Here is a 2,440-nt window from a genome sequence, read left to right on the forward strand (position 1 = left end):
GCGCATGCCGGCGCAGCCCGCCGGCCGCATCGGCACGGCCGGCGCCGGCGAGGCGGGCGATCAGCGCGCTCTCGGCCATCAGCAGGCCGGTGACGGCCAGGTACAGCGGATGCCAGAGCGCGAGCCCGGTGCCGACCGCGGCGAGTTCGAGCGCGCCGACGCGCGCGACCATCAGCGTGTCGGTGTAGCCCATCAGCATCTGCGCGAGCTGCGCGAGCATCAGCGGCACGGCGAGTGCGAGCAGCGCGCGCGCTTCGGCGATGGCAGGCGCGGTGCGGAATGTCATCATGCGCAGCCCGGCGGCGGCCGCGTATCCGCCGCCTGATCCCCCCATCATCGCGGAGCATCTGAAACATGCCGTCCGCAGGAGCCGCGCATCATGAACCAAGCCGAAGCCACCAGCACCGGCACCGGACTCGACCACCCGGCCGCCATCGCCGCGCTGACCGCCTACGCCACGATGGAGCGCAGCAAGAGCGCGCATTTCGAGATGCTGCGGGCGCTGGAGGAGAAGTATCAGAAGTACGGCCGGCCCTCGGCCGACGAGGAAGCCGAACTCGCCGGACGGCTCGCCGGGCACGACCGCGCCGTGCGCGACTTCCGTGAGGCGGTCGCGGCGCTGCGCGCAGCCGACGAGACGGCGTTTGCCGCGGTGATGGCCGAGCTGCACAGCGAGGCCTCGCGCGCGACCGGCACCCCGACCGAGCAGTGAAGCCGACCCGACCTGCTTGCGCCGGCAAGTCCCCGCGGCCAGCATGGTCATCCCCGCCCCGGCCGGCGCGCCTCCGGCCGGCATCCGTTCCCGAACCGGAGCCGAATGCCTCATGCAGATCATCGCCACGTCCGAAGCCCCTGCCGCGATCGGCCCGTATTCGCAGGGCATCGTCGTCAACGGCCTGCTGTACACCTCCGGCCAGATTCCGCTGAACGCCGCCGGCGAGTTCGTCGAAGGCGAGATCGACGTGCAGACCGAGCAGGTCATCGACAACCTCGCCGCGATCCTCGCCGCCGCCGGCGCGACGCTCGCCGACGTGGTCAAGACCACGGTGTTCGTGACCGACCTGAACGACTTCGCACGCCTCAACGAAATCTACGGCCAGCGCTTCGGCGAGCATCGCCCGGCACGCTCGACCGTGCAGGTCGCCCGCCTGCCGCGCGGCGCGAAGGTCGAGATCGAGGCGGTCGTGAAGCTGCCGGGCTGAGGCAGCGGCCGGCGGGTCCATGCCGGCATCGCCTCCACTCCCGGAACCAAGGCCCGCAACGCCGGGAGCCGTTGCACCGGCAGCGGGTCATTCCGCGCACCCTGCTGCTTGCCGGACACGCCGCCTCAGGCACCGGCGACCCGAAGCCGGTCGCCGGCCGGACAGCAATCCTTTCCGATCCTTAATGCCCGGCGCGTTGTCATCGCGACATCCACTGCTAGGTTCCGTCGCAACCCGTCTCAAGCCTGACGGCCCTGACGGCCCTGACGGCTGAGTCCGCTTCGGCGCCCCTCAGCCCGGCGTGACCTTGCCATCGGAGGCTGCAGTGGATCGGCTCGCGCTCGATTGCCGGATGCTCCCCGCCGATACCGGCCCCGATATCCATCCGTTCCTGCCCCGGACGCGGGGGCGCTGACATGGCGAGCCACCGCGGCGTCGAGGCGGCGATGCTGGCGCTCGAAGCGGCGCTGCGCCGCGAGCAGCCGGCGGAGCTTGCCGCGTTCGCGCCGGTGCGCCTGCTCGGCAGCGCCGATCTGGCGCGCCAGGACCTCGGCGGCCTGCTCGGGCTGTACGTCTACCGCGTCGAAATCGACCCGGCCACGCGCAACCGCTATCACGTGCCGCCGCCCGGCTCGAACGCCGCGGTGCAGCCGCTGCTGCCGCTGGTGCTGCACTTCCTGCTGTTTCCGTGGGTCGCCAACGCCTCCGAGGAACTGCGCCTGCTCGGCTGGGCGATGCAGGCGCTGGCGCGCATCGCCGAACTCGATGCCGCGCGCATCGGCGCCTTCGATCCGGACTGGCTCGACAACGAGCGCGCGAGCGTGCAGCCCGAGGACTTGTCGATCGAGGATCTGCTGCGCATCTGGGACGGCCTGCCGCTGCGCTACCGCCCGAGTGCGGCCTACGCGGTGCGCACGGTGTTCGTGCGCGAGCCGCCGCAAGCCGGCGCCGGGCGCGTGCGCACGCGGGTGTTCGGGCTCGATACCGAAACCGGTGCCGGAGCCGGCCCGTGAGCGCCGAGTGGCTGGTGATGCACGGCCACGCGCTGCTCTGCGCGGTCGATGCGAGTTCGGCACCGGACACGCCGGCCGACATGCGCGCGATCGACGCCGATCTCGACTTCCGCTTCAGCTCGCTGCTGCCGGCCGGCACGCGCGCCGCCACACGCGGCGCCCGCGCCCGCTTCGACTTCGGCCTGCCGCCCGAGCGCATCGCCGGTGCGGCCCGCCCGGCGCCGG

At 72.5% G+C, this 2,440-nt stretch carries 5 protein-coding genes; 4 read left to right on the forward strand and 1 reads right to left on the reverse strand.

Annotated features, from left to right (window positions below; translation table 11 throughout):
- Nucleotides 1-286, reverse strand: a 286-nt coding sequence (locus PKE44_RS18305) for an MATE family efflux transporter (protein WP_324554106.1), incomplete at its 3' end; no start/stop codon positions are given.
- A gap of 93 nt (nt 287-379) precedes the next feature.
- On the opposite strand from PKE44_RS18305, the gene PKE44_RS18310 reads away from it, so the two are divergent.
- The 4 genes from PKE44_RS18310 to PKE44_RS18325 all read left to right on the forward strand — a co-directional run.
- A complete protein-coding gene (locus PKE44_RS18310) occupies nt 380-712 on the forward strand; it encodes a hypothetical protein (RefSeq protein ID WP_324554108.1) in 333 nt (110 codons plus the stop codon).
- Between the two features lie 112 nt (nt 713-824).
- Nucleotides 825-1,202 (forward strand): RidA family protein, encoded by a 378-nt coding sequence (locus PKE44_RS18315; protein WP_324554109.1) that lies wholly within the window; start codon nt 825-827, stop codon nt 1,200-1,202.
- 416 nt (nt 1,203-1,618) lie between these two features.
- Nucleotides 1,619-2,215, forward strand: coding sequence for a DUF4255 domain-containing protein (locus PKE44_RS18320; RefSeq protein ID WP_324554111.1), 597 nt, complete (start codon nt 1,619-1,621; stop codon nt 2,213-2,215).
- Nucleotides 2,212-2,440: hypothetical protein (locus tag PKE44_RS18325; RefSeq protein ID WP_324554113.1), on the forward strand; the 229-nt coding region annotated here is incomplete at its 3' end. The genes PKE44_RS18320 and PKE44_RS18325, both read left to right, overlap by 4 nt.

Origin of the sequence: Plasticicumulans sp. (assembly GCF_035331805.1) — a bacterium.
Classification (GTDB): Bacteria; Pseudomonadota; Gammaproteobacteria; order Competibacterales; family Competibacteraceae; genus Plasticicumulans.